At 65.7% G+C, this 24,490-nt stretch carries 20 protein-coding genes; 13 read left to right on the top strand and 7 right to left on the bottom strand.

Annotated features, from left to right (window positions below; all coding sequences use genetic code 11):
* Positions 1–136: 136 nt before the first annotated feature.
* Entirely contained in the window at positions 137–889 is a 753-nt protein-coding gene (locus LK459_RS03035; RefSeq protein WP_227921732.1) for a TetR/AcrR family transcriptional regulator, read from the top strand.
* A 99-nt stretch (positions 890–988) separates the two neighbouring features.
* Positions 989–2,188 (top strand): DUF5685 family protein, encoded by a 1,200-nt coding sequence (locus LK459_RS03030; RefSeq protein ID WP_227921731.1) that lies wholly within the window; start codon positions 989–991, stop codon positions 2,186–2,188.
* Positions 2,189–2,200: 12 nt separating this feature from the next.
* Here LK459_RS03030 and LK459_RS03025 read toward each other — a convergent pair whose 3' ends face one another.
* Entirely contained in the window at positions 2,201–2,992 is a 792-nt protein-coding gene (locus LK459_RS03025) for a dioxygenase family protein (RefSeq protein ID WP_227921730.1), read from the bottom strand.
* A gap of 189 nt (positions 2,993–3,181) precedes the next feature.
* On the opposite strand from LK459_RS03025, the gene mfd reads away from it, so the two are divergent.
* The 6 genes from mfd to cysC all read left to right on the top strand — a co-directional run bounded on the left by mfd (position 3,182) and on the right by cysC (position 13,102).
* A complete protein-coding gene (mfd, locus tag LK459_RS03020; protein WP_227921728.1) occupies positions 3,182–6,772 on the top strand; it encodes a transcription-repair coupling factor in 3,591 nt (1,196 codons plus the stop codon).
* Positions 6,773–6,788: 16 nt separating this feature from the next.
* Positions 6,789–7,679, top strand: coding sequence for a MazG family protein (locus LK459_RS03015; RefSeq protein ID WP_227921723.1), 891 nt, complete (start codon positions 6,789–6,791; stop codon positions 7,677–7,679).
* A 120-nt stretch (positions 7,680–7,799) separates the two neighbouring features.
* Positions 7,800–9,290 carry a sulfatase family protein gene (locus LK459_RS03010; protein WP_227921722.1) on the top strand — a complete coding sequence of 497 codons (1,491 nt, stop codon included), beginning with the start codon at positions 7,800–7,802 and terminating at the stop codon, positions 9,288–9,290.
* Between the two features lie 91 nt (positions 9,291–9,381).
* Positions 9,382–10,167 carry a trehalose 2-sulfotransferase gene (stf0, locus tag LK459_RS03005; protein ID WP_227921720.1) on the top strand — a complete coding sequence of 262 codons (786 nt, stop codon included), beginning with the start codon at positions 9,382–9,384 and terminating at the stop codon, positions 10,165–10,167.
* The gene (gene cysD / locus LK459_RS03000) at positions 10,164–11,141 is read left to right on the top strand and encodes a sulfate adenylyltransferase subunit CysD (RefSeq protein ID WP_407648708.1); all 978 of its coding nucleotides are present in this window, start codon (positions 10,164–10,166) and stop codon (positions 11,139–11,141) included. Before stf0 ends, cysD begins: the two co-directional genes overlap by 4 nt.
* 104 nt (positions 11,142–11,245) lie before the next feature.
* Entirely contained in the window at positions 11,246–13,102 is a 1,857-nt protein-coding gene (gene cysC / locus LK459_RS02995) for an adenylyl-sulfate kinase (RefSeq protein WP_265416868.1), read from the top strand.
* Between the two features lie 373 nt (positions 13,103–13,475).
* On the opposite strand, the gene efeB is transcribed toward cysC, so the two are convergent.
* Genes efeB through efeU form a run of 3 tightly spaced genes read right to left on the bottom strand, consistent with a single transcriptional unit; the run spans position 13,476 to position 17,675 of the window.
* The gene (gene efeB, locus LK459_RS02990) at positions 13,476–14,816 is read right to left on the bottom strand and encodes an iron uptake transporter deferrochelatase/peroxidase subunit (protein ID WP_227921711.1); all 1,341 of its coding nucleotides are present in this window, start codon (positions 14,814–14,816) and stop codon (positions 13,476–13,478) included.
* A gap of 4 nt (positions 14,817–14,820) precedes the next feature.
* Positions 14,821–16,014, bottom strand: a complete 1,194-nt coding sequence (gene efeO, locus LK459_RS02985) for an iron uptake system protein EfeO (RefSeq protein ID WP_227921709.1) — start codon at positions 16,012–16,014, stop codon at positions 14,821–14,823.
* Entirely contained in the window at positions 16,011–17,675 is a 1,665-nt protein-coding gene (gene efeU / locus LK459_RS02980) for an iron uptake transporter permease EfeU (RefSeq protein ID WP_227921708.1), read from the bottom strand. The genes efeO and efeU overlap by 4 nt, the downstream gene beginning before the upstream one ends.
* A 128-nt stretch (positions 17,676–17,803) precedes the next feature.
* Here efeU and LK459_RS02975 point away from each other — a divergent pair, with 128 nt between their 5' ends.
* The 5 genes from LK459_RS02975 (at position 17,804) to LK459_RS02955 (ending at position 22,221) form a co-directional block, all read left to right on the top strand.
* Positions 17,804–18,547 (top strand): lytic transglycosylase domain-containing protein, encoded by a 744-nt coding sequence (locus tag LK459_RS02975; protein WP_039993731.1) that lies wholly within the window; start codon positions 17,804–17,806, stop codon positions 18,545–18,547.
* A 129-nt stretch (positions 18,548–18,676) separates the two neighbouring features.
* Positions 18,677–19,960 carry a phosphopyruvate hydratase gene (gene eno, locus LK459_RS02970; protein WP_007238002.1) on the top strand — a complete coding sequence of 428 codons (1,284 nt, stop codon included), beginning with the start codon at positions 18,677–18,679 and terminating at the stop codon, positions 19,958–19,960.
* Between the two features lie 13 nt (positions 19,961–19,973).
* Positions 19,974–20,672, top strand: a complete 699-nt coding sequence (locus tag LK459_RS02965; protein WP_227921706.1) for an FtsB family cell division protein — start codon at positions 19,974–19,976, stop codon at positions 20,670–20,672.
* A gap of 32 nt (positions 20,673–20,704) precedes the next feature.
* Positions 20,705–21,262: a DUF501 domain-containing protein gene (locus tag LK459_RS02960; protein ID WP_227921704.1), complete on the top strand. Its 558-nt coding sequence runs from the start codon at positions 20,705–20,707 to the stop codon at positions 21,260–21,262.
* Positions 21,259–22,221, top strand: a complete 963-nt coding sequence (locus LK459_RS02955; protein WP_227921702.1) for a Ppx/GppA phosphatase family protein — start codon at positions 21,259–21,261, stop codon at positions 22,219–22,221. Before LK459_RS02960 ends, LK459_RS02955 begins: the two co-directional genes overlap by 4 nt.
* A 74-nt stretch (positions 22,222–22,295) precedes the next feature.
* On the opposite strand, the gene LK459_RS02950 is transcribed toward LK459_RS02955, so the two are convergent.
* The 3 genes from LK459_RS02950 to LK459_RS02940 all read right to left on the bottom strand — a co-directional run bounded on the left by LK459_RS02950 (position 22,296) and on the right by LK459_RS02940 (position 24,488).
* Positions 22,296–22,808 (bottom strand): DUF4395 domain-containing protein, encoded by a 513-nt coding sequence (locus LK459_RS02950; protein WP_227921700.1) that lies wholly within the window; start codon positions 22,806–22,808, stop codon positions 22,296–22,298.
* Positions 22,809–22,994: 186 nt separating this feature from the next.
* Positions 22,995–23,294: a hypothetical protein gene (locus LK459_RS02945; protein WP_227921699.1), complete on the bottom strand. Its 300-nt coding sequence runs from the start codon at positions 23,292–23,294 to the stop codon at positions 22,995–22,997.
* A gap of 6 nt (positions 23,295–23,300) precedes the next feature.
* Positions 23,301–24,488: a fatty acid desaturase family protein gene (locus LK459_RS02940; protein ID WP_227921697.1), complete on the bottom strand. Its 1,188-nt coding sequence runs from the start codon at positions 24,486–24,488 to the stop codon at positions 23,301–23,303.
* Positions 24,489–24,490 lie beyond the last annotated feature (2 nt).

The raw sequence follows: 24,490 nt of genomic DNA, 5'->3' as shown, positions 1-24,490 counted from the left end.
TGCGTACGGGTTGCGCGAGTCGATGAAACCGCCGGGTCACGTTTCGATCACGGTGGTTGAAAGGGGCGGTTCGCGGGTAGGGCAGGTCATGAACGTGGGTGTCGTTCCCCCGATGCAGACCTCGTAGGCTAGGAACATGGCTGTCAGCCGTCCATCGGATTCCACCGGCGCGGTGAAGCGCGCCCCCCGCGCGCGGATGACCGGCGCCCAGCGTCGCCTGCAACTGATCGAGGTCGCCCGTGGACTGTTCGCCGAGCGCGGATTCGAGGGCACGTCCATCGAGGAGATCGCCCAGCGCGCCGGAGTCTCGAAGCCGATCGTCTACGAGCATTTCGGCGGCAAGGAGGGGCTGTATGCGGTCGTCGTCGACCGCGAGATGGAGACCCTGCTCGAGATGGTCACGTCGTCGTTGACCAAGAACCGGTCGCTGTACCGAATCCAGCAGGTGGCCTTGGCGCTGTTGACCTACATGGAAGAACGTACCGACGGCTTCCGCATCCTCGTCCGCGGCGACAGCGCGTCGGCAAGCGACAATGCGACGTACGGCAGTCTGCTCAACGACGCGATCAGTCAAGTCGAGCACATTCTCGCCGGTGATTTCGAACGACGCGGCTTTGATCCGAAGCTGGCACCGCTCTACGCCCAGGCCCTCGTCGGGATGGTGTCGGTGACAGCGCAGTGGTGGCTCGACGTCCGGGAACCGCCGAAAGAAGTTGTCGCCGCACACCTGGTCAATCTCTGCTGGAACGGTCTCACCCGCCTGGACCCGGATCCCGAACTCGTGGGGCCGGACTATGTCGAGCCGCGTGACCGTTCTGCAGCTGACGATTCGTCGAGTTCCGCGTCGACACGCGATACTTCCGCGCAGTCGGAGTCGGAGTCGGAGTAGCGCCGAGCCGGGCCGTCCGATCGGAAACCATCGCGCACACGAATGACCCGCGCGTGCGCCTGCTTTGGTGTGCGCGGCCGGTCGTGTTGAGATCGGCATGTGTTCGGACTGCTCACACCTTGTCGTCACACGATGCCCGACGAACTCGTCGCGCAGTGGCGGGCACACCTGTGCGGGCTGTGTCTGTCGTTGCGCGACAATCACGGTCACGCCAGTCGACTGGCCACGAACACCGATGCGGTGATGCTCTCGATTCTCGTCGCCGCCCAGCGCGACACCCCGCCGTCGTCGACGCGGGCAGGTCGCTGTCCGCTGCGGGGAATGCGGTCGGCCGAGGTGGTCGTCGTCGGCGACCCCGGAGTGCGGCTGGCCACCGGAGTCTCGCTGACCCTTGCGGCAGGCAAGGCGGCCGACGTCGTCGAGGAACAGCGATGCGGGTTGGCTCCGGTATCTCGGACGCGACGCATGGTGGCGGGCGGGGTCTCCGGGGCGCTGCGCACCCGCGCCGTCGACGATGGTGCCGTCGCGCGCCTGCTCGACGTCGATTCCATGCTCGCGCGATTGTCCGGTCAGGCCTTGGTCGAATCGCAGTCGCGAGATCTCGACGAATTGACGCGCGCATCGTCGGAAGCCGCGTCGCGTGTGTTCGCGGCGACGGCCGACATCGCTTGCGCGCCTGACAATCGCGAGCATCTCGCAGCAATGGGAGCCGATTTCGGGCGGCTCGCGCACCTCATCGACGCGATCGACGACCTCGCCGACGACCGTGAGCGCGGGACGTTCAATCCGCTCGACACATCGGGTACCACGGTCGACGACGCGCACGCCGAATGTCGACTGTTGGTTCGGGCGATCGCGCGGCGCTACGACGCGCTGCGGTTGCTCGACGACAGGCTGCTGCGCGCCGTGCTCATCGACGGGGTGAGGCACGCGGTGCGCCGCCGGACACCGCATCGCGTCGCCTGCGCGCAACATCGGCCGACGGATATCGGCTCGACTTCGCCACCAGATCAGCAACCGCTACCGGATCAGCAACCGCCGCCACCGTCGGACTATCCGAACGGCTGGCCCTTTCCGCCGCCATTTCGACCGAATCGGCCGTTCCACGAGCGTGTTCTGCCCTTCATGGGCAACACCTGTTGCGGGCCCGCGTGTTTCGCCAACCACTGGAACCACTGCTCGGATACGTGGAAACCCGCCCTGTGCGACTGCGACGACTGTTGTGAATGCGACGACTGTTGTGATTGCGGCGACTGCTGCGACTCTTGTGACTGCGGCGACTGCTGCAGCTGCAATTGACGAGACCCGGATTCAGGTCAGCACCAGCGACCGCTTGGCCAGGCCCATCCAGAAGCCGTCGATGACCTGATCGGCTCGTTGCTCAGGATCGTCGCTGGCGCCGAGCGCGACGAACAGTGGCGCGAAATGCTCGATGGTCGGGTGCGCGTAGGGCATTCCGGGGGCGGTCCGTCGGAAATCGATGAGTGACTCGACGTCGCCATCCGCGAAACGTTCGTGCGCCCAGGCGTCGAATTCCACCGACCAGTTCGGCGGCACGGCTTCTGCGCGATGATCGGTCAGGTATGGCAGCCCGTGGGTGGTGAATCCCGACCCGATGATCAGCACACCCTCGTCCCGCAGTGGTGCGAGTCGCCGTCCGAGGTTGAGCAGTTGCGCCGGGTCGAGCGTCGGAAGAGAGATCTGGAGCACCGGGATGTCGGCCTTCGGATACATGACCGTCAGGGGAACGTAGGCGCCGTGGTCGAGACGTCGGTGCTCGTCGCGGGCGATGGCGGTGCCGTCCGGCATCATCGCCGCGACCCTCGCCGCCAACTCCGGCGCGCCCGGCGACCAATATGTCGTGCGGTAGAACCGCTCGGGAAAGCCCCAGAAATCGTAGGTGAGGGGAGTGGTGGGGTCGGTCGAGCCGATGGTCAGCGGCGCGGCTTCCCAGTGCGCCGAGACCATCAGGATCGCGGTCGGACGATCGAGTTCGCTCGATAGTTCGGTGAGTTGGGAGACCCAGCGTTCACTGTCGACGAGCGGAGGCGCGCCGTGACTCAGGAACAGTGTCGGCTGGCGGGTGGAATCGGGGGCTGACATGCGATCATCGTAGCAAACGGACTACGGTCCGTTTAATTTTCGTGGGCAGAGACACGGTGTGCGGGAGTGTGCTGCGGCCTCGTGGTCGGCAACCGGATCGGCAGCCCGCCGCCGCAAGATGTGATGCCGCCTGTCGATAACGTGATCGGTCCGAGTCCGCCGGCCACCTCGTGCCCTAGAATGGCCGAAGTGTCGTCTACTCCCGCCCTTCACGGACTCGCATCCCTTGCCTGCGCGGACACGAGCATCGCGGCACTGCGTGACCATCGCGACGACCCGCAACTCGCGATCACGGCACCCGACGCTGCACGCCCGTTCGTGGTCAGCTGTCTCTCCGACGTCGCGACCTCCCCTCTTCTCGTGGTGTCGGCCAACGGTCGCGAGGCCGACGATCTGAGCGCAGAGCTGCGCGAACTGCTCGCCGACGAATCCGCGGTGGCCCAGTTCCCGTCGTGGGAGACGCTTCCCCATGAACGACTCTCGCCGAGTGCCGAGGTCGTCGGCCAACGTCTCGAGGTCCTGCACCGACTCGCGCACCCCGGTGATTCGCCACTGCGTGTGGTGGTCACCACGGTGCGCTCCCTCGTGCAACCGATGGCGCCGGGACTGGGTGACATGCGCGCCATCACCCTGCGCGAGGGGATCGAACTCGACTTCGACGCCCTGCTCACCGATCTCGTCGAGATGGCATACGAACGCGTGGACATGGTCGGTCGTCGTGGCGAATTCGCGGTTCGCGGCGGCATACTCGACGTTTTCCCCACCACCGCGGACTTTCCTGTGCGCGTCGAGTTCTGGGGGGACGAGATCACCGAGATGCGCGCGTTCTCGGTGGCTGATCAGCGCAGTCAACCCGAGGTCGACGCCTCGGTTGTGCTGATCCACCCCTGCCGCGAGTTGCTGCTCACTCCACCCGTCCGCGAACGCGCGGCCGCGCTCGCGGTCGAGAACGCGGACGATCCCTCACTCGTCGACATGCTGACCTCACTCGCGGAGGGCATTCCGGTGGCCGGGATGGAGGCGATGACACCCGCGCTCGTCGACGGCGAGATGCAGTTGCTGACCGAGGTGATGCCTGCAGGCACCCGCGTGCTGGTGCTCGACCCCGAGAAGGTGCGCACCCGCGCCGCCGACCTCGCACAGACCGGCGCAGAGTTCCTCGAAGCGTCGTGGAACGCCGCCGCGATGGGCGCATCGGCGCCGGTGGACACGAGATCGATGGCAGGCCCGACGGGGATCGACCTACAGGCCAGCGCGTATCGGCCCCTCGATGACGTCGAGAAGTCGACCCTGGCGGCAGGCCGGTCATGGTGGACGATGAGTCCGCTGTCCGCGGGGTTCGGCGAAGAATACGAACTCGACATCACGCCGGGGCCCGCGCCGCACGGCGACGACGAGGAGATCCGGATCGTCTTCGCCGGACTGCGTGCACACGTGAGCGCGGGCAACACAGCAGCGATCGTGGTGGCGGGCAAGGGCACCGCGGCACGCGTATGCGAACGACTCGCCGACGCGGAGGTACCGCACGCACTCCGCGACGAGGGCGCACGACCCGAGCCCGGCACCGTCTCTGTCTTCAACGGCACCCTGCGCCACGGAATCGTCAGTCCCAGTGCTGGGCTCGTTGTCGTCACCGAAACCGATCTCACCGGCAACCGCGTCGCCAGTGTGCGGGACGGAAAGCGGTTGCCCGCCAAGCGTCGTAACCAGGTGGATCCGCTGGCGCTCACCGCGGGTGACCTCGTCGTGCACGACCAGCACGGCATCGGCAAGTTCGTCGAGATGATCGAGCGGACGGTGTCGGGTGCGCGCCGCGAGTACCTGGTGCTGGAGTACGCGGCGTCCAAGCGCGGGCAACCCGGCGATCGGCTCTACGTGCCGATGGATTCGCTCGATCAGTTGTCGCGTTATGTCGGTGGTGAACAACCGTCGCTCTCGAAGCTCGGTGGTTCCGACTGGCAGAACACGAAACGTAAGGCGCGCAAGGCGGTTCGTGAGATCGCCGGTGAACTCGTCCAGCTCTACGCCGCGCGGCACGCCGCCCCCGGCTATGCCTACAGCCCCGACACCCCGTGGCAGCGCGAGATGGAGGACGCGTTCGACTTCACCGAAACGGTCGATCAGATGACGGTGATCGGCGAGGTCAAGGACGACATGGAGAAGCCCGTCCCGATGGACCGGGTGATCGTCGGCGACGTGGGGTACGGCAAGACCGAGATCGCCGTTCGCGCCGCGTTCAAGGCTGTGCAGGACGGCAAGCAGGTCGCCGTCCTGGTGCCAACGACCATTCTCGCGCAACAACATCTACAAACCTTCACCGAGCGCATGGCCGGGTTCCCGGTTCGTATCCGCGGACTGTCCCGCTTCACCGATGCCAAGGAGTCGCGCGAGATCATCAAGGAGATGGCGCAGGGTGAGGTCGACATCGTCATCGGCACGCACCGTCTGCTCCAGACCGGCGTCACGTGGAAAGATCTCGGCTTGGTGATCGTCGACGAGGAACAGCGATTCGGTGTCGAACACAAGGAACACATCAAGTCGCTGCGGACACACGTCGACGTCCTCACCATGTCGGCCACGCCGATACCGCGCACGCTCGAGATGTCGATGGCAGGTATCCGCGAGATGTCGACAATCCTCACGCCGCCGGAGGAGCGTCACCCTGTCCTCACCTATGTGGGCGCGTATTCGCCGAAGCAGGTGGCTGCGGCGATCCGACGAGAACTGTTGCGCGACGGACAGGTCTTCTACGTGCACAACCGTGTGTCGACGATCGACAAGACGGCACGCGACATCGCCGCCATGGTGCCCGAGGCGAGAGTTGCCGTGGCACATGGCCAGATGAACGAGGATCAACTCGAACGCACCGTCGCCGGGTTCTGGAACCGCGAGTACGACGTTCTCGTGTGCACCACGATCATCGAAACAGGCCTCGACATCTCCAACGCCAACACGCTGATCGTCGATCGCGCGGAGAATCTCGGCCTGTCGCAATTGCATCAGTTGCGTGGCCGGGTCGGCCGCAGCCGCGAGCGTGGTTACGCATACCTGCTCTACAGTCCCGAAAAGCCGCTCACCGAAACGGCATACGACCGGCTGGCCACCATCGCGCAGAACAACGAACTCGGTGCAGGCATGGCCGTCGCACTCAAGGACCTCGAATTGCGCGGCGCGGGAAATGTTCTGGGCGCCGAGCAGTCGGGTCACGTCGCCGGCGTCGGATTCGATCTGTACGTGCGACTCGTCGGCGAAGCTGTCGAGGCCTACCGTGCGGCCGCAGACGGGCAGCCCGTCTCGTCGACCGAACCCTCTGAGGTGCGCATCGATCTTCCCGTCGATGCGCACATCCCGGTCGAGTACGTCGATTCGGACCGACTGCGACTCGAGGCGTACCGCAAATTGGCTTCCGCCACCTCCGACGACGAGGTCGACGGTGTGATGACCGAACTCACCGATCGTTACGGGGAGCCACCCGAGGAGACCCGACGCCTGGCGTCGATCGCGAAGCTGCGTCTGGTCGCTCGCGAACGCGGGGTCACCGAGGTCGGCGCGAGCGGCACCAGCGTCAAGATCGCGCCGCTTCCGCTCCTCGACAGCGAGCAGGTCAGACTCAAGCGCCTGTATTCGGCGGCGTCGTTCCGCGCGACGACTTCGGTTGTCACCCTACCGATCCCGAGGACCGGAGGGGTCGGCTCGGCGCGGCTGCGCGACGACGAACTCATCGAGTACCTCGCGACGTTCCTGCGCACGCTCAAGCCGCTCGAGCGAGTCGCTGGGTGACAGAGCAGGAGTCCCGATGACGGTGGTGGTGCTCGGTCCGCGCAGCCCTGAACTGATCCCGCTCGCTGCCCGCTCGTCGCTGACGGGCACCGTGCTCGTGACCGAGGACGTGCCTGCGTCGGTGCTGTGGGAACTCGACCGTGTCGAACCCGTCGCCGCCGACTCCGACGACGCGCTCACCCTGCTCACCACCGACCCCCGCCATCCGGCGGTGCTGGCTCGTATCGCCAACGGCGACAGGGTTGTCGAGGTACCCCGGCAGTCGGGGCGCGAGCTGCTCGACGCCGTCGCACTGATGGACACGCTACGACGAAACGGACCGTGGGAGTCGACGCAGACGCACTCGTCGCTACGTCGTTACCTCCTCGAGGAGGTCTACGAACTGCTCGACGCCATCGACGGCGACGACCAGGAGAACCTTCGCGAGGAACTCGGAGATCTGTTGCTGCAGGTGTTGTTCCACGCGCGCATCGCGGCCGACGATCCGGTGGCACCGTTCGACATCGACGACGTCGCGCGCAGTTTCACCGAGAAGGTGCGCGGCCGAACGCCAGGTGTTCTGTCCGGTGAACACGCCGACCTCGAGACGCAGATCCGAGAGTGGGAGGAGCGCAAAGCAGCGGAGAAGAAGCGGGGTTCGGTGCTCGACGGCATCGCAACGACGGCACCGGCTCTGGCGATGACCCAGAAGGTTCTCGAACGCCTGACAGCCGCGCACTATCCGACCGAGACCATCGACCCGGACGTGCTGACGGTGACCGTCGAGGTGAACGACGACAGCGTCGAGGCGTCCGCGCGGGAGCGAACACTGCGCCTGATGGAGCACGTTCGTGCCGCCGAGGCGCGTGCCAAGAGCGACGGCATCGTGCTGGATTCACGCGAGGCATGGGAGTCGGTGCTCACGTGAGACCCGGATGCGGGCTGACTCGCAGAATGTGTGGGCTGTAGCAGCCACATCTTTCGATACGACCCACATTCAGTTGTAACCCGCGACCACATGGGCAAACGTCGGGTGCATCATGGGTGGATGCCTTTCGACAACACAGGCGGCCCCGCTGGCGCCTCGGATCCGACGCGGGAGAACGTCATCTTCGTGCACTGGCACGACCTGGGGCGTCACCTGGCGTGTTACGGCGCGGACGGCGTGGAGAGCCCGAACATGGACGCGCTGGCTTCCGAGGGGATTCTGTTCACCGACGCTCACGCCACCGCGCCGCTGTGCTCGCCTGCGCGCGGCTCGTTGTTCACCGGCCAGTATCCGCACCACAACGGACTCGTGGGTCTCGCACATCACGGGTTCGAGTATCGGGACGGGGTGCGGACCCTTCCGTCGCTGCTCGGTGAGGCCGGCTACCGCACCGTGCTCTTCGGCATGCAGCACGAGAGTTCCGATCCCCAGCGGCTCGGATTCGACACGGTCGACGTCTCCGACTCGCGCTGCGACCACGTGGTGGCAGAGTCGCAGCGGTGGTTGCGCAGGCACGTCGAGAAGTCGACGAATCAGCAACCAGCACAACCTTTCCTGCTGACCGCGGGGTTCTTCGAAACCCACCGGCCCTATCCCGTCGACGAGTACAAGCACCCAGACACCTCTGGCATCGAGGTCCCCGGCTTCCTACCGGACACCGACGACGTCCGCGACGACCTTGCCGGATTGCACGGCAGTATCGCCAAAGCCGACGCCGCAGTGGGGCGCCTGCTCGACACCGTCTCCGACCTCGGTCTCGACGACACCACCTGGATCGTCTTCATCACCGACCACGGACTGGCCTTCCCGCGCGCCAAGTCGACGCTCTACGCCGAGGGCACGGGCGTTGCGCTCATCGTCCGCCCTCCCACTGGGCGGGGGATCGAGCCGCGTGTGTACGACGACCTCTTCTCCGGGGTGGATCTCACCCCCACGATCCTCGATCTACTCGGTCTCGATGCGCCTGCCGACGTCGACGGTGTCTCGCACGCACCCGAGATCGCACGACGCGAACACGGCCCGATCCGCGGCGCGGTCTTCACCGAGAAGACCTATCACGACGCCTACGACCCGATCCGCGCGATTCGCACGAAGCGGTACAGCTACATCGAGAACTACGCTCACCGGCCTGCGCTGCTGCTGCCGCTCGACATCGCCGACAGCCCCTCGGCGCGCTCACTCGACACGTCGGTCATCGCGGCCGAGCGGCCGGCCGTCGAACTCTACGATCTCGACAACGATCCGTTCGAACGCACCAATCTGGCCGACGATCCGACTTATGCGCAGGTGCGCGCAGAATTGGCTGCGCGACTGACCCAATGGCGTGCCGAGACGGCCGACGCATTGCCCGACGAGGCGACGGGAACCGCCATCGCGGACCGGTTCATGACCCGGTACTTCGAGCAGGCCGACGACATACCCGCCGACGAGCAGGCACTTCCGTCGCGGCGTCCGCTGGGCAGGGAGCGTGATCTCACCGGCGAACTGCAGCGCGGTGACGTGGACGAGGAGGCGCGCGACTCCTCCGATGTCCCCGGTTCGCGTCGATGACGCACATGGCGGGAGTTTTGTAAAGGTTTTCGGCCTCGCGGCGTCTAAATTCCCAGGTTGCGGGCGGTTTTCGCCTGGCTACACTGAGCGGGTGCCGCCAGTCGACAACTACCTCGTATGTGCCAGCCAGCGCAGCGGGAGCACCTTGCTCGTCGAATCGCTCGCCGCGACAGGCGTCGCGGGAACCCCGGAGGAGTTCTTCCAGGAGTTCCCGTCGTCGTCCCATTCGCCGCAGCCGCGGGAGTGGTTCGCGGACGTCGACGATCCACAGATCCTGGATCTACTCGCCGAGGTCGACGACGGCGTGGTCGACGGGCGAACGTTCGCGCAGTGGCGCGCCGATGTTCTCGCCGAGGGCCGTTCGGCGAACGGGGTGTGGGGCGGAAAGCTGATGTGGAATCAGACGCCGCTGCTGATAACCCGTGCTCGTATCGGCTCCGGCTCGCTGCGTGCGGCCATTCGCGCACTCCTCGGTTCCGATCCTCTCTACGTGCACGTGTACCGGGAAGACGTCGTGCCGCAGGCGGTGTCGATGTGGCGAGCGGTCCAGACCCGTGTGTGGCGACACGACGGCGGGCAGGACGCCGGCACCGCGGTCTACCATGCCGAGGGTATCGCGCATCTCGCGCGAATTCTGTTGCAGCAGGAGCGATCCTGGCGTGACTGGTTCGTGGCCGAAGGCATCGAACCACTCGAGATCGAGTTCGCTGAACTCACCAAGGATCCGTCGGGAACCACCGCTCGGGTGCTCTCCGCGCTCGGGCAGGACCCCACCCTCGCGCCGCCACCACCGTTGAAACCACAGTCCGATGCCCGTTCCAAGGAGTGGGTCGAGCGCTACCGCGATGACGCGGTACGGAACGGATATCCCCAGTGAGCGCAGAGACGACCACCACAGCACAAGACACTGAAGCCTCGCCGGACAGCGTCGACGTCGAGCACGTGTCCGCGCTGCGTGTGCTGGAGGCCGAGGCGGTGCACATCATCCGTGAGGTTGCGGCCGAACTCGAACGACCTGTGCTGCTGTTCTCCGGTGGCAAGGATTCGATCGTGCTCCTTCGGCTGGCGGAGAAAGCATTTCGTCCACATCCCCTGCCGTTCCCGATCCTCCATGTCGACACCGGCCACAACTTCGACGAGGTCATCGAGTTCCGTGATCGCCGGGTCTCGCCGAATGACGACAATCCCGACGGCATCAAGCTTCTCGTCGCCTCGGTTCCCGACGCCATCGCGGCCGGGCGTATCGCCGAGTCGACCGACCCGTCCGGCTCGCGCAACCGCCTGCAGACACGCGTGCTGCTCGATGCGCTGGAGGAGGGAGGCTTCGACGCCGCATTCGGTGGTGCCCGTCGCGACGAAGACAGGGCGCGCGCCAAGGAACGTGTCTTCAGCTTCCGCGACGAGTTCGGCCAGTGGGATCCGCGGGCACAGCGCCCCGAGCCGTGGTCGTTGTACAACGGTCGGATTCGACGCGGCGAGTCGGTCCGTGTGTTCCCCCTGTCGAACTGGACCGAAACCGACATCTGGCGCTACATCGAACTCGAAGACCTTGAACTACCGTCGATCTATTTCGCGGCACAACGCGAGGTGTTCGACCGCGACGGCATCCTTCTCGCCGTTTCGCCGTATTCGCAACCTGATTCGCCGGCCGACGTGACGACCGAATGGGTGCGGTATCGCACGGTCGGAGACCTGACCATCACCGGCGCCGTGCGCTCGCGGGCGACGACCATCCCCGAGATCATCGAGGAGATCAGCGTCGCGACGGTGTCCGAGCGCGGCGAAACGCGTGCCGACGACCGAACGTCGTCTGCCGCCATGGAGGATCGCAAACGAGAGGGCTACTTCTGATGACCGAGACAGTGGCCCGGACAGCGCCGAACGGCGCGGCAACGACGGCTTCAGTGGCAGATTCCACTGCGACGCACAGCAACCCGCCGACACGTCGTCGGCAGATGCTGCGCCTGGCCACCGCGGGCAGCGTCGACGACGGGAAGTCGACGCTGATCGGCCGCATCCTGCACGACACCGGTTCGCTGCCCACCGATCATCTCGCCGGCGTGACGTCCGACGACGGCGACGTCGACCTCGCGGCGCTCTCGGACGGCTTACGCGCCGAACGAGAGCAGGGCATCACCATCGACGTCGCCTACCGCTTCTTCTCGAGTTCAACTCGCAGTTATGTTCTCGCCGACACGCCCGGGCACGAGCGTTACACGCGCAACACATTCACCGGAGCGTCGAACGCCCACGTCGCCGTGCTTCTGGTCGACGCGCGAAAGGGGCTGCTGCGCCAGACTCGTCGGCATGCGCGGATCGCCACACTCGTGGGTGTTCCGCACATCGTCGCAGCGGTCAACAAGATCGATCTCGTCGACTTCTCCGCTGAACGTTTCGCGGAACTGACCGCAGAGCTCGACGAGCTCGCGACGAATGTCGGTGCCGCCGAGATCACCGCGATCCCGGTAGCGGCCAAGCTCGGCGACAATGTCGTCCATCGGTCCGACAACACGCCCTGGTACACCGGGCCGACACTGCTCGAGTACCTCGAGGACATCGAGCTGCACGCCCCGAATCCTGTTGCGCGCGAACTACGTCTGCCGATCCAGTGGGTTTCCCGGCCGGGTCCCGACGGCAAGCGGAGCTACACCGGACGGGTCGCTGCGGGAACCCTCGACGTCGGCGACCGGGTCGTCGTGCTGCCGTCCGGCTCACGCACCACCGTGACCGCGCTCGACACTCTCGACCCGCAGAGGCCGACCGCCGTTGCGCCGCTGTCGGTGTCGATCCAGCTCGCCGACGACATCGACGTCGGCCGAGGCGATGTGATCGTCAGCGGACTCGACGACGCGCACCTTCCCGTTGCGGCTCGTGAACTGTCGGCGACGGTGTGCTGGCTGTCGGAAACACCGTTGCATGCCGGAGATCGGGTCGCTCTCAAACAGGGGGCGTCGACGGTACGCGCCACCGTCCAGGCGCTCGAACGCAAGCTCGACCCAGAGACGCTGCTCGAGCAGGTGGGGCCATCGGAGTTGGCGCTCAACGACATCGGCACGCTCACGTTGCGCACGTCGTCGGTGGTGGTCGCCGACCCGTACTCGAGCAACCGTGACACCGGTGCTTTCATCCTCATCGATGAGGCGTCGAACGACACGGTGGGAGCGGGCACGATCCTCGAAGCGCGCGAGGTGATTCCGGGCAAGGCGACCCGCAACGACATCAAGTGGCACCCGAGTGCGCTGAGCCGCCAGGAGAGGTGGACGAAGACCGGGCAGCGGGGTGCCACGGTATGGCTCACCGGATTACCCGCATCCGGTAAGTCGACCGTGGCCGTTGCGCTCGAACGCGAGTTGGTCAACCGCGCACGAGTGGCCTACCTCGTCGACGGTGACAACATCCGGCACGGAATCTCCGACGACCTCGGCTTCTCGCCCGGCGACCGTGCCGAGAACATCAGGCGCGTCGGGCATCTCGCGCGACTGTTCGCCGACGCCGGTGTGATCGCGATCGCGTCGATGGTCTCGCCACTGAGGTCCGACCGCGAGATCGCGCGCGAATTGCATGCCGCTGCCGACCTGGACTTCGTCGAGGTCCACGTGTCGACGCCGGTCCGCGAGTGTGAACGTCGGGATCCCAAGGGACTCTATGAGCGGGCACGGCGCGGAGAGCTCAAGGGGCTCACCGGGGTCGACGCACCCTACGAGAAGCCCGAGAGCCCGGATCTGCGGTTCGACACGACGGGTGCCGACATCGCCGAGCTCGCCGGGCAGATCGTCGACGAGTTGGTGCGGCGGGGCGTCTTGGAGGAGTGATCTCGACAGGCTCGAGCAGCGGGTAGGACTGCGGCCTACCGTCAGGCGCGTGTGGGAAGTGGGGGAAGGGTTTCTCCCGCGAGTTTCTGCACGGGGGTGTCGGGTTGCGCCGGGGGTAGGAAGTAGGGGAAAGGCTTCTTCCGTGGGTTATGTGCGCTTCCACGGGAAGTGTCGCGGGGAAACGTCAGAAAGTGGGGGAAGGATTCTTTCCCTCACTTTCTGCCACCGTGCGCCGCGCCTCGTGCCCCGTGCAGCCGCGCCTCGGGCCCCGTACGCCGCGCCTCGTGCCCTGGCCCTGCGCGCCACGCCCCACAGCGCGGCCCCGCGCAGGCCGTCCCACAAACCGGCGGACGGCCTCCTCGGCCAGTTCGTGCTAGTCCGTGTACCCGAACAGCTTCTTGCCGTACCAGTCGCCGATCTTGGCGAGGCCGGGCGGAATGGCGAACAGTGAGCTCGAGATGGGAGCTATGTATTCGTTGAGCCCGTCCTGGGCCAGGTTGTTCTGGATGCGGACGAATTGCTCGTGCGCATTCTTCTGGTACGCGATGAAGAACAGTCCGGCTGCGAGTGTTCCGGTGCGCGTATCGATTCCGTCGGTGTAGTTGTAACCACGCCGCAGTATCTGAGCGCCCCCGTTGTTGTCGGGGTGGGCCAACCGCACATGTGAGAACCGGTCGACTGCGAACTTCCCGGTGTCGAGCCGCTTGTGGAAGTCGACCGCGGTGAATTCGCTGCCGCCGGACAGCGGCGCGCCGTCGTCCTTCGACCGGCCGAAAATCAGCTCCTGGTCGGAGATGTCGTCGGAGTCCCATGCCTCGATGTGCATACGGATCTTGCGCGACACCAGGTATGAGCCGCCCTTCATCCACGGCTGGTCGGTCTCGTCGCCGACCCACACCCATTCTTTGGCGACGCTCGGATCCTCCGCCTTGATGTTGGCGGTTCCGTCCTTGAACCCCAGCAGGTTGCGCGGGGTCACCTGCGACGTCGAGGTGGCCGACGCCCGGCCGAACCCCTCCTGGAGCCAGCGGAGTGTGACGGTGCTGCGTCCGATTCGAGCGAGGTTGCGTACGGCGTGGAACGCGACCTGCGGGTCCTCGGAACACGCTTGCACGCAGATGTCCCCACCGCTGATCGACGGATCGATCGTCGTGTCGACCGCCAACTGGCCCAAGGGTTTCAGCGCGGCGGGCATCTTGTCGCGTAGGCCGAACCTGTCGTCGAACAGACTCGGGCCGAAACCCACCGTCACGGTGAGTTTGCTCGGTCCGAGATCGAACGCCTCGCCGGTGTCGGCAGGTGGTGAACCAGGCCGAGTCTCCACAGGTCCGACGGGTTTGCCCTCGGTGAGGAGGCTCGCGGCGGCCGCCCAGCGCGCGAGCATCACTTCGAGTTGCTGGGTCGTGACCGAGTCGGCCACGTCGAATGCCGCGAACACCAGCGAATTCTGTTGTGGAGTGATGATCCCGGCCTGGTGTTCGCCGTAGAACTCGACCGTCTCGGCAGCGGCGTCCGTCGGTTTCGGGGCGGCGGCATAACCGATGGCGCCACCCGCCGCGCCGCCGACGACGACTCCCGCGAGTCCGGCGACACCGAGAAATCCCCTGCGTCCCAACCGCGGTCCGCGTCCTCGGTCGTCGCCGGACGGTTGTGTGGTCTGGTCGGATGGGGTGGTGTCATCCGGTTGCTGTGGTGGAGTGTCGTCGGCGGCCATCACATCAGCTCGCTGCCGCGATCTTTCCGCCGGCCTGTGCCAGCGGATCCTTGACGGCGACGATGGCGGCCGCCATCTCGCGCTTCTGCTCGGCGGTCACCTGGGTGAAGTTCTTGAAGCCACCCGGTTCGTTGGGATCGCGGAACGTGTCGATGAGCGAGTCGACCTTGCCGAACGCATCGGTGATGGTCTGCGTGAGCTGCGGATCGATGTCCTTGAGCGCGGGCTTGACCACTGCGAACGCCTGCTCAGAGCCCTCGATGTTCGCCTGCATGTCGAGGATGTCGATGTGCGAGTACGCCTCTTCCTCACCGGTCAGCTTGGTGGTCGAGACCTCGTCGAGCAGATCGCCTGCACCGTTGACGATCTCGGCCGGAGCAAAGGTGAACTCGGGCTTGTTGACGACGGTCTTGAGTAATTCCACGTTCTTCTGCAGCTGGTCCGCGACGGGGCCCATGTTGGCGAGGTTCTTGTCCTGGTAGATCGCCTTCTCGAGGACGTGGAAGCCCTCCCACTTGTCGCCGGGACCGACGGCATCGGGGCGCGCGTCGATTGCGAAATCGAGACTGACCGAAGCGTTGTCGGAGCAGTCCGTCGAACCGTCGGTGCAGAATGCGCCCGCGATCGGCTCGATGCGCTCGTAGTAGGGACGGGCCTTCGGGTATGCCTCGGTGGCGCCCGCGAGGTCGTTCGCCTTGACCGCGGCGGTCAGCTTCCCGGTGTAGTCGGCGAGGCTACCCACCTGGGTGACGACGTAGGCCTTGTAGTCGGTCGACGCCGTCTTCAGCTTGTCTGCCACGGTTCCGGTCGCCTCCGCGGCCTTGCCGGTGACGGTGAACTGGGTCTTCTCGCTGGCCGCGCCGGGGCAGTAGAGCTCGTAGGTTCCGCCGTCGAGCTTGTGGGAGAACGACACCGACGCCATACCGGGAGCGATGTTCTCCCGCTCGGCCAGAATGCGGTTGTCCTTGATCAGCTCGACCTCGCTGACCGCGGCGGCATTCGTGTTGGTGATCTCGAAGGTGATGGGACCGGCGTCGACCTTGTCAGGAGCGGCTTTACAGCCCTGATCGGTGATCTCGACCTTGACGGTCTTCACATCCGACGACGAGTTCGACGAGTCGGAGCTGTCCGAACAGCCCGCGATCCCGACGACGGCGACGGCTGCCGCGCCGACGGCCACCAGTGGTCGCACCCTCATGTGGTTTTCTCCTTTGTGTGAGCGGGGTCGTCAAGAGCCCCTGCCTGCAAATCCTCGTGATCGTCCGGCTCGTCCACACGTCTGCGCGTCAGCAAGAGCGCACAGGCGACGATGGCGGCGATGACCGCGCACCCGGCAAGCCACAGCGGCAGTACGACCGAACGGAAGTGATGGTCGGAGCGCTGATCGACGGCCTGCTGCAATGCGGCGAGTTCGTCGGCGCCCGCGGTGTGCTCGGCGTCGAACATCGCGACCTTTCCGAGCACCACAGCCGCGCCCGACTCGGGTGTGGCCGTCGCTGTCACCACGTAGTGGACATCAGCGGCGACCGGCGTGTGGAAAGTCGGATCGACGCTCGTCGTGACCGTTGCGGTCACCGTGTAGACGACCGATGCGTCGACGCCGAAGGTCTGGGTGTTCAGACCGACCGGAAGTCGGCCGTTGTTGCCCGCCGCCACCTGTGCGGGGGTGACACGCGCCGGAGCGTCGGGGATCAACACGTCGATGTCGAGGTTCGGTGAGACGAGTTGCTGATAGGTCGGAAAGCTCGTTGATCCGATCTGGGCGTCGTCGGTCGCCGTGAGCTTGGGCAGCGGAGTCGTGACGGTGCCCGACGTGAGAGCCCCCGTGGCCAGCGACGCGTCGGCGGAGTCGATCCGCACCGACACGGGGTCGGGAACACGCACGCTCCGTCCCGCCAGCACTCCCGATGTCGACGGTGTGCCCGAGACGCTCGCGCGCAACGTGTCGGACGGGGCGGACGGTTGAGCGGGTGCCGTGGACAACACTGCGATCGCTGCCACCGCGAGCACTGCGGCGAGCGCGCCGCAGGCCAGCCCGGCCGCACGCCGGGGGAACGACTTACCGGCAGGCCACAGCACGATCATGCCGACCACCAGCAGGTACACCGCCCAGCCGACGACCTCGATGAGTACGGGTCTCGGTTGGATGCCCAGCACACCGGTCAGCAGTGAGGACTGAAGCGACCCGGGCTGAACGAGCCAAGTGAGATCGACAACCTGCTGCTGGCCGACGTTCAGCCAGCCGGCCTCGTGAGCTGTGCGGAATGCGGTCATCACGAGGCCTGCCGCGACGAGCGCCAACAGAAGACCGGTGACCTTGAAGAAGCGTGCGAGGTTGATGTGCACACCACCGCGGTAGATGCCGTAGCCCAGGATGACCGCGATGCCGATGCCGATGATCGCGCCCACTGCCGACGGCAGCGCGTTATGGCTTGCGTTGAATGCAGCCACCAGGAAGACGGAGGTCTCCAGTCCCTCACGCAGCACGGCCAGGAACGCCATCATCACGAATGCAACGGCGGAGCCCTCGTTCACTGCGTCGGTGGCCGCAGCCTCCAGGTCACCCTTGAGATCGCGGGCGTGTTCGCGCATCCACACGATCATGTAGGTGACCATCACGACGGCGATGGCGCCGATGACTGTTTCGAGGCCCTCTTGTTGGCGCTGCGGGAGGTCGCGGGACAGCACCTCGAGGCCGATGGCCACAGCCACGCAGATCGCGACCGCCACGCCGACGCCGACCCACATCCACCGCAGGGCGTCGGTGCGTCCCTGGCGTCGCAGGAATGCCGCGATGATGCCCACGATGAGCGCCGCCTCGAGGCCTTCGCGAAGGCCGATGATGAGGGTCGCGAACACAGTGATTCTCCGGATTGTCTGAAATGTACGTTTTGGCTGGTCAGCCCAGCCTTACCGTATATGAGCCAGCTAAGGCTACGCTCTGCGATGCGGGATCACCAAGGGACCAATGGCACCATGGTGAATCGATGATCACCGTTCGACGGGCACTCGCCTCGATTTCCGCTCTGACATGCGTCGCGATGATGACGTCTGCGTGCCTCGACCTCCCGTCGTTGAAGCGACCCGACATTCCCGACGGCATCCCGCCCGGTCTGGGTGCGCCCGTTCCCTACGTCGACATCAACGCAGCCGGCCGTACCGCTGAACAGCTCCGCGAGTGGGCGCGCCCTATTTCCGACGCCACCGGCATCCCGTTCGTCGCACTCGAGGCCTACGGCAACGCTGCGGAGATCCAACGGCAGCAGCACCCCGAATGCGGGATCGGATGGACCACCCTTGCCGGAATCGGCGGCGTCGAGAGCAAGCACGGTCGTCACCACGGCTCGGAGATCGCACCCAACGGTGATGTCAGGCCACCCATTCGGGGCGTGCCGCTCGACGGCACCCGGGGAAACATGGAGATCCCCGACACCGACGGCGGCAAGCTCGACGGCGATGCCACCCACGACCGAGCGATGGGCCCGTTCCAGTTCATCCCCGAGACCTGGCGGCGCTATGGCGTCGACGCCAACGGCGACGGTCGCGCTGATCCGGACAACATCGACGACGCCGCGTTGTCCGCCGCGCGCTACCTGTGCGTGTCCTCCGGCGGCGACATGACCACACCACAGGGCTGGGAGAAAGCGGTCAAGGTCTACAACAACTCGATGGCGTACGTGATCGACGTGCGCGACCACGCGAACGCCTATTCGATCAACGTGCGGTACTGACCGTCCCGCCCATCGGCGACGCTGTCAGCTCTCGATGCGTGACTGTTGCCTTCACCGACTAGGCTTTGTTCCCGTACCCGTCGGCTGCGTGAGGTGCCGCCGACATGTTCACCGATAGGGGCAAACACCGTGGCAATCATCGAACAGGTTGGTGCACGCGAAATCCTGGACTCGCGAGGCAACCCGACTGTCGAGGTCGAGGTCGTCCTCGACGATGGCACGTTCACTCGTGCCGCAGTGCCATCCGGCGCGTCGACGGGTGAGCACGAGGCCGTCGAACTGCGTGACGGCGGCAAGCGTTACGGCGGCAAGGGCGTGACGAAGGCCGTCGAGGGTGTGTTGAGCGAACTGGCGCCCGCGGTCATCGGAATCGAGGCCGAGGAGCAACGACTCGTCGACCAGGCACTCATCGACGCCGACGGAACTCCGGACAAGAGTCGACTCGGAGCCAACGCCATTCTCGGCGTGTCGCTCGCAGTGGCCAAGGGCGCCGCGGAATCGGCGGGTCTGCCGCTGTTCCGCTACATCGGTGGACCCAACGCTCACATCCTCCCCGTTCCGATGATGAACATCATCAACGGCGGTGAGCATGCCGACAACGGCATCGACTTCCAGGAGTTCATGATCGCCCCGATCGGAGCCCCCACCTTCAAGGAGGCGCTGCGCTGGGGAGCGGAGGTCTACCACTCGCTCAAGTCGGTGCTCCACAAGCGTGGCCTGAACACGGCCCTCGGCGATGAGGGTGGCTTCGCGCCCGACCTTCCCGACACGGCCTCGGCGATCGCGGTCATCGGTGAAGCGGTCGAGGCCGCCGGTTACAACTTCGGTCGTGACATCGCCATCGCGCTCGATGCCGCGGCGACCGAGTTCTACAGTGACGGCGCCTACAACCTCGAGGGAAAGAAGCTCTCGAGCGACGAGATGATCAGCTACTACGAGAAGCTCGTCGACGAATTCCCGATCGTGTCGATCGAGGACGGTCTCTCCGAGGACGACTGGGACGGATGGGTCAAGTTGACCGACGCCCTCGGTGACAAGGTGCAGCTCGTCGGCGACGATCTGTTCGTCACCAATCCCGAGCGGCTCGAAGAGGGAATCTCCAAGGGGGCGGCAAATGCGTTGCTGGTCAAGGTGAATCAGATCGGCACACTCACCGAGACGCTCGACGCCGTCGCGCTCGCCCACAACAACGGCTACAAGACCATGATGAGCCACCGTTCGGGCGAGACCGAGGACACCACGATCGCCGACCTCGCCGTCGCGTGTGGCTGTGGTCAGATCAAGTCCGGCGCACCTGCTCGCAGTGAGCGCGTCGCGAAGTACAACCAGCTGCTGCGCATCGAAGAGGGCCTCGGCGACGCGGCACGCTACGCGGGAGACCTCGCCTTCCCCCGATATTCGTACGGTTCGTGATTAGCTAGAGCCCATGGCACAGGGCTCAGCACGTCGGCGCACGCGTGCGTCGACCAGCGATCCCCGCTCCCGGGAGCGTGCCCGCAAGACACCCCGGCGCGAGCGGTCGACATCTCGTCGTTCGCCGGTCTCGGTCATCGAGACCGGCGAACAGGAGGTTTACGACGACGCGCCCCTGGATTTCGACGCAGAGATCACTGACAGCGCCGAGGACGTCGTCAGCGAGAACGGCGCGATCTCCCGCGTCCGCCAGGAACGCGAACGGCTGCGGGCACAACGTCGACGACGAGCGGGATTCACCGAACGACTCGCGCGACGACTGCACCGTGTCGATGCCAAACGCGCAGTCGTGTTGTCACTGGTCGTCGGGGTCGTCGCACTGACGCTGGCGATGCCGATGCGCACATACTTCTCGCAGCACTCCGAGTTCTCCCAACTGGAGCAATCGAATGCCCAGTTGCGTGACCAGGTCGCCGACTACCAGCAGAAGGTCAACGAGCAGAACGACCCCGCCTACATCGAGGCGAAGGCGCGGGAGCGCTTGAAGCTGGCCAAACCGGGCGAGACCCCGTTCATCATGTTGTACCCCGACGAGGCGGCCAAGAGTGCTGCGCGCGAGCGGGAAGCCGCGCACGAGGCCAACCCCTGGTACGGCAACCTGTGGCAGTCGGTGTCCACTCCGCCCGGCGCCGACGCGCCGGGGTCACACTGAGCGCGCAACGCCGAACTGGTAGCAAAGAGGACGTGAGTACACCCGACGCCAACCCGTCTGCCGGCCACCAGGTGAGCGACGAGGATCTGGCAACGATTGCCGCGCAACTCGGTCGCGAGCCGCGCGGTGTCATCGAGATCAGCTATCGAACGCCCGATGGCGTACCCGCTGTCGTGAAGACCGCTCCGCGGTTGCCCGACGGCACGCCGTTCCCGACGCTCTACTACCTCACGGATCCGCGGCTGACCGCGGAGGCGAGTCGACAGGAGTCGGCGGGCGTGATGAAGGAGATGACCGCTCGGCTCGCTGTCGACGACGAACTCGCGGCGTCGTATCGCCGCGCACACGAGTCCTTCCTCGCCGAACGCGATGCCATCGAGTCACTGGGCACCGACTTCTCGGGTGGGGGGATGCCGGATCGGGTGAAGTGCCTCCACGTCTTGATCGCGCACTCACTCGCGAAGGGGCCCGGCGTCAATCCGCTCGGCGACGAGGCGGTGGCTCTGGCTGCGGCACATGGATTGCGCGGCAGCGCTGTTCCCGACGACTGGCCCGACCTTGCCGTGGACGCGACGGGGGACGGAGAGTGACCGTCGTCGCCGCGGTCGACTGTGGCACCAACTCCATCAGACTGCTCGTCGCGGACGAGGAACCGTCCGCTGGTCGAGACCACCCGCGCCTGCGCGATCTGCACCGCGAGATGCGGGTCGTGCGGCTCGGTCAAGGGGTCGATGCCACAGGGAAGTTCGCCGACGAGGCGATCGACCGTACGCGCGTCGCGCTCGCTGACTACGTCGACGTCATGCGGTCGTTGGGGGTCGAACGCGTGCGGATGGTCGCGACCTCGGCCACGCGTGACGCGCGTAACCGGGACGTCTTCTTCGCGATGACCGCGGAGTTGCTCGGTTGCGTCGTCGACGGCGCGCAGGCCGAGGTGATCACGGGCGACGAGGAGGCGCGACTGTCCTTCCGCGGCGCTGTCGGCGAACTCGACCCGACCAGAGGTCCGTTCGTGGTCACAGACCTCGGCGGCGGTTCGACCGAGGTCGTCCTCGGCGACGTGGATGGAGTGACGGCTGCGTACTCCGCCGACGTCGGCTGCGTCCGAACCACCGAACGCGCCCTGCATTCCGATCCGCCGACCGACGGCGAGATCACGAGCGCGCGGCAGTTCATCCACGACCGTCTCGCGCTCGCATTCGACGCCGTACCCGTCGACCTGGCCGAGACATGGGTCGGAGTCGCGGGAACATTGACGACGATCGCGGCTGTGAACTCAGGGATGGAGTCCTACGACTCCGACGCAATTCACCTGTCGCGCATCGGGATCGACGATCTAGACCGCGTCTGTCACGAACTGGTCGCCATGACCCGCGCCGAGCGCGCAGCCCTGGGGCCGATGCATCCCGGCCGTGTCGACGTGATCGGCGGTGGCGCGCTCGTGACGCTGGAGTTGGCGCGTGTGCTGTCCGAACGCGCCGGAATCACCGAACTCGTGGTGAGCGAACACGACATCCTCGACGGGATCGCGCTCGGCCTGCTGGATTAGGTTGCGTTGAGTCACGACATACGGGTTCGAAACGCTACCTCTTCGACGATGCCGACCGATTCGTCGCGGGTAGCTCAGCGACTCGCGGGCGTCGCGTTCTCCGGGTCACGCAGCCAGATGTTGTTGCACGCCTCGCAGACGTCGGCGGGGATGACGCCGCGCTGCTGGAGGAAACCGAACGCGATGCAGCCCAGGCACACGCCGAACACCGATTCGAGCGTCGCCGCGACGATGAGCATTCCGACGACGATCTGCGCGGCGAGACCGTATCCGAGCAGGCTCAGGATGAGGGCCGTCGTGGAGAACGCGAGCCCGATGGCCTGCGCGAAACGCTTCGGCGGACCGGGAACCAGCTTCTCTCTGCGCCAGATCCTGGGCGCGATGACCCGCACCGACAGTTGTCCGAAAGGCGACAGCTTCGGTCCTGAGAGGACGCGCAGCAGGAAGCCGACTGCGAGGAGGGCGTACACGATCGGGTGATTCACGACGATGGCGACGACCGCCAGCACCACGACGAGTCCGGCAGTCGATCGGGCGGCGTACTCGTTGACAGGGTTGGGAAAGGTGAAGACGGCTGGTGTGGACACAGAACTCCCCGTGCAGATGTCGACATGCGAAACACGACAACACTACGGCGCGTCCGTCGCGGACCGCCAACATTGCGGTCACCGTGAACGCAACCGGTCTGACCTGTGCGGATACGCATCATGGACGCGACGCGGGGGCTGACCCTGTAAAGGATCAGCCCCCGCAGGGCCTGCCGGCAATTCGCCTCAGCTGCCGCGCTTCTCGTGGACGTCACGCTCTTCGACGGCGGTGATCGCCGCCTGCGTGGCATCCGCGTCGTCGATCTCGGCGACCAGTTCGGCGTCGACGATCTCGCGGTGCTCGTCCGCCCTGGCCTTACGTGCCGCATCACGCATCTCGAACCCGTCGGTGACGATGTCGCCGACCTCCCGCGCCACGTCGGCCACGGCTGTCGTGATGATCGTGGCGATCCGTCCGACGTGTGTCGCGGTGGATTCGACGATCTCCTGGACGATGTCCTTGTTGCGTTCGTAGCGGTCGATCATGGGCACTCAGGCTACTCCGGCAGGCTTCTGTCGTTCCACGATGACGGAGAGTTCGTTGTCGTCGGAGGTCATCGAGTTCGGCAGCGAGAGCTTGGCGATCTTCGACCAGGTCGACAGCAGCTGCTGATGCAGCGGTCCGGTGTTGTAGGGCAGACCGTACTTCTCGCAGATCTCCTGCACGTCCTCGGCGATCGTCGGATAACGGCTTGCGGGGATGTCGGGGAACAGGTGGTGCTCGATCTGGTGCGACAGGTTGCCGCTCATGATGTGGAACAAGCTGCTGCCGGTGATGTTGGCCGAGCCGAGCATCTGCCGCAGGTACCACTGGCCGCGCGTCTCGTCCTTGCATTCGTCGGCGCTGAACGTCTGTGCCCCGGTGGGGAAGTGGCCGCAGAAGATGATCGAGTACGTCCAGATGTTGCGCACCAGGTTGGCGCTGGCATTGCCGAGCAGCGTCGGTAGGAAGAACGGACCCGACAGTGCGGGGAAGACGATGTAGTCCTTGAGAACCTGCTTGCTCGCCTTACGCCACATGCCTTTGACCAGGCCCTTGATGTCGGACCACTTGCGCTTGCCCGCCACGATGTTCTCGGCCTCGAGGTCGTGGAGCATCACGCCCCACTCGAACAGCAGCATCAGCGCTGTCGCGTATCCGAGATTGCCGAGATAGTAGGGGTTCCACTTCTGGTCGCGGGCCATCCGGAGGATGCCGTAGCCGATATCACGGTCCTCACCGATGATGTTGGTGAAGGTGTGGTGCATGTAGTTGTGGCTGTGCTTCCACTGGTCGGCGGGACACACTGTGTCCCACTCGAATTCGCGCGAGTTGTAGGTGTCCTCGCGCATCCAGTCGTACTGGCCGTGCATGACGTTGTGCCCGATCTCCATGTTGTCGAGGATCTTGGACACGCTCAGTGCACCGACACCGGCGACCCAGGCCGGGGGGAACCAGCCGAAGAAAAGCAGTCCGCGACCGGCGATCTCGAATCCGCGCTGCGCCCGGATGATCGAGTACAGGTATTCGCGGTCCTTCGTACCGAGATCTGCGACGACCCTTGCGCGCACCTCGTCGAGTTCGCGACCGAGCGCCTCGACCTGCTCGTAGCTCAGATGGAGGGTGTTGGGATCGGCCTGCGCGCGCAGCGCAGGGGGGATGTTGGTGTGTTCTGGCGGGGTGATGGTGGTGACAGTCATTG

This window comes from Gordonia otitidis (genome assembly GCF_020735545.1).
GTDB classification, from domain to species: Bacteria; Actinomycetota; Actinomycetes; order Mycobacteriales; family Mycobacteriaceae; genus Gordonia; species Gordonia otitidis.
This window is presented reverse-complemented; position numbering and strand designations above follow the sequence as displayed.

Excerpts from the sequence above, each read along its gene's own strand:
- LK459_RS03035 (WP_227921732.1), top strand. The coding sequence starts at position 137 with ATGGCTGTCAGCCGTCCATCGGATTCCACCGGCGCGGTGAAGCGCGCC.
- LK459_RS03025 (WP_227921730.1), bottom strand. The coding sequence starts at position 2,992 with ATGTCAGCCCCCGATTCCACCCGCCAGCCGACACTGTTCCTGAGTCAC.
- LK459_RS03015 (WP_227921723.1), top strand. The coding sequence starts at position 6,789 with ATGACGGTGGTGGTGCTCGGTCCGCGCAGCCCTGAACTGATCCCGCTC.
- LK459_RS03010 (WP_227921722.1), top strand. The coding sequence starts at position 7,800 with ATGCCTTTCGACAACACAGGCGGCCCCGCTGGCGCCTCGGATCCGACG.
- cysC (WP_265416868.1), top strand. The coding sequence starts at position 11,246 with ATGCTGCGCCTGGCCACCGCGGGCAGCGTCGACGACGGGAAGTCGACG.
- efeB (WP_227921711.1), bottom strand. The coding sequence starts at position 14,816 with ATGGCCGCCGACGACACTCCACCACAGCAACCGGATGACACCACCCCA.
- efeO (WP_227921709.1), bottom strand. The coding sequence starts at position 16,014 with ATGAGGGTGCGACCACTGGTGGCCGTCGGCGCGGCAGCCGTCGCCGTC.
- LK459_RS02975 (WP_039993731.1), top strand. The coding sequence starts at position 17,804 with ATGATCACCGTTCGACGGGCACTCGCCTCGATTTCCGCTCTGACATGC.
- LK459_RS02965 (WP_227921706.1), top strand. The coding sequence starts at position 19,974 with ATGGCACAGGGCTCAGCACGTCGGCGCACGCGTGCGTCGACCAGCGAT.
- LK459_RS02945 (WP_227921699.1), bottom strand. The coding sequence starts at position 23,294 with ATGATCGACCGCTACGAACGCAACAAGGACATCGTCCAGGAGATCGTC.
- LK459_RS02940 (WP_227921697.1), bottom strand. The coding sequence starts at position 24,488 with ATGACTGTCACCACCATCACCCCGCCAGAACACACCAACATCCCCCCT.